The 2,116-nt window shown below is 54.1% G+C and carries 1 protein-coding gene and 1 pseudogene; one reads left to right on the top strand and one right to left on the bottom strand.

Annotated features, from left to right (window positions below):
• Positions 1 to 629: 629 nt before the first annotated feature.
• Entirely contained in the window at positions 630 to 1,796 is a 1,167-nt protein-coding gene (locus D8Y22_RS18370; protein WP_141466139.1) for an ISH3 family transposase, read from the bottom strand.
• Positions 1,797 to 1,887: 91 nt separating this feature from the next.
• Here D8Y22_RS18370 and D8Y22_RS18375 point away from each other — a divergent pair.
• Positions 1,888 to 2,116, top strand: a pseudogene (locus D8Y22_RS18375) (IS5/IS1182 family transposase); the annotation flags it as partial.

Genomic DNA, 2,116 nt, shown 5'->3' on the forward strand with positions numbered 1-2,116 from the left:
CTTCGGCGGAAACTATTTCGAAAACCGGGGAGAAAAGCGCTCAAACACGCTATCAAAGCTACACTGTGAAATCAACAAAGTGCTACACAAGAGCGTACTGCTAATAAGACCGGCGAGATTGAAGGTCGAGAAGTTGGTGATTTTGTTCTGGAACTGAATGATACTGGTCAACGAATTGCCGTTGAAGCTAAAAGTGACCAAGGCTATTCTCAGCGAGAAATTAAAGAGGAACTCGAAGATGCAATCGAAAACCGAGATGCTGATTACGGTATTATCATCTTTGAGTGCGAATCCTATATCCCAAATAAAGTCGGCTATTTCCACGAATTTGATGACGAACGGTTATCAATTGCTTTGAGCCAAGATGAAGAGGATGATATTGATCCTGCTTTCCTCCGAATTGGTTTCAATTGGGCGAGAACTCGGACTATCCAAAACCACATTGATTCCGAGACTCAGTACCTCACAAAGCGTCTCTGCTCACTCGGGCTGAAGCCGCAGTTTCATCCTGACTGGTAGTGATTGACAGTAGTTCTAACCGAAGATTGAGTATAGTCGTCGCTGTCGGCGGCGGTCAGCCGCCGACGCGACGGCGTTGCCACTCGCAGGAAGGCTAGCTCGGTCGGGCGTTAGCGGTGGAACCGATCGTCCGGTGGCCGATTTGCAGGGACAGCCCGACGTACCGCGAGGGCCGTCCATGCTGCCCGGCACAGCATCTTGATGAACTCCTTGAACGACCAGGACCAGAGGCGACGCCCGCCACGGCGGGGCGTCGCCACGTATTCCCAATGCAGATACCGCCAAACGTTCTGTAACAATAGACTCACCACGACGTACAACAGCCGAACCACCGGGTTTTGCGTTGTTGTCGTTGCAATACTTTGCTCGGAGAGCCGGTACGTCGATTCGATACCGAAGCGTTTCGCGTAGTGGTATCGGGCGTCGCATGGTGAGTCGATGAACGGCGCGTCAGCGGCGTAGCCGTGACGCGCCACCCCATGTTCGTCGTACCGCCCGTTTTGGTAGGTACAGTCGATGTAGACGGGAAACTCGACGGTCCAGCTGTGACTGTCGAGTTTCGCCGTCAGATCGTGCTGGATGACGCGGCTCCAGCCTTCCGAGAGTTCCTGCTTGATCGTCTTTCCCCAGCGGACGATCGGCATCACGTAGGCGTGATTGTGCGCCTGAAGTAGCGTGAGACATTTGCTGTCGTAGAATTCACGGTCAAGATAGACGGCCTTGACGCTGAAGTCAAGGCCGTCGAGAACACCGAGAAACTCGGCGAGGACGCTGCTGGCGGTGTCGCCGTCTTCGAGACGGCGTACCGCCAGCGTATAGCGTTTGTTCTTCACACGCGCGTAGAGCGTGGCATAGGCGTGGAACGCAGTAGTTCCACGTTTTGCTTCCGAGTGATAGAGGCCGTCCGTGTCGTCTTCGTCACCGTAGTAGGGCCGCAGGTGGAGGTCTGCACAAACCTCCACCTGCTCAGGGAGGACCTCAAGCACGTCCTTCTGGAGAAGCGTGTTCCCAACACGTTCAACCGATTCTAGGTCGAATTTATCGCGGAGATGGTACAAAACGGTGTTTTGGTGAGGTGAGTCTTCGCTGTCCTCGCAGAGTTTCGAGACCGAGGTCCCGTCGGCGCACGCGCCGACGAGGACCTCGTAGATATCCTCAGCATCGATTTCAGCGTTGTTGCCTAGATTCAGGTTAACTTCCTCGCCAAGGGTGTTGACGAGGAAGTTAAGAAGCTGGTCCTCGTGGATTTCACTGTCTGCTTGCTGTTTGGAGTGCACATCCTCAGCAAGCAGACGTTCTAACTAAGCGGCTTTGAGGGTGTCATAGAACAGTTCTCATACCAGAGAGCAGGGTGAATGCTGAGATGGTATGGCCTCAGCGACCCTGCAAGATGATCCTTCGGTAGAGACGTTCTTCAATGTCGCGGAGACTGAGACGCTAGCGCTGTTTGAGCATCTCTCCTTCGAGTTTCTCGAAGAGTTCGACGTGTTCGCCCCGGCGCAGACGGGGCGAACACGAGATCACGAACCACCCGAGATGATGCGTGGGTTTCTGCACTGCTACTACAAGGATATCTACGGCATTCGTCCGGTTGCGC

Origin of the sequence: Salinadaptatus halalkaliphilus (genome assembly GCF_006543045.1) — an archaeon.
Lineage (GTDB): Archaea > Halobacteriota > Halobacteria > Halobacteriales > Natrialbaceae > Salinadaptatus > Salinadaptatus halalkaliphilus.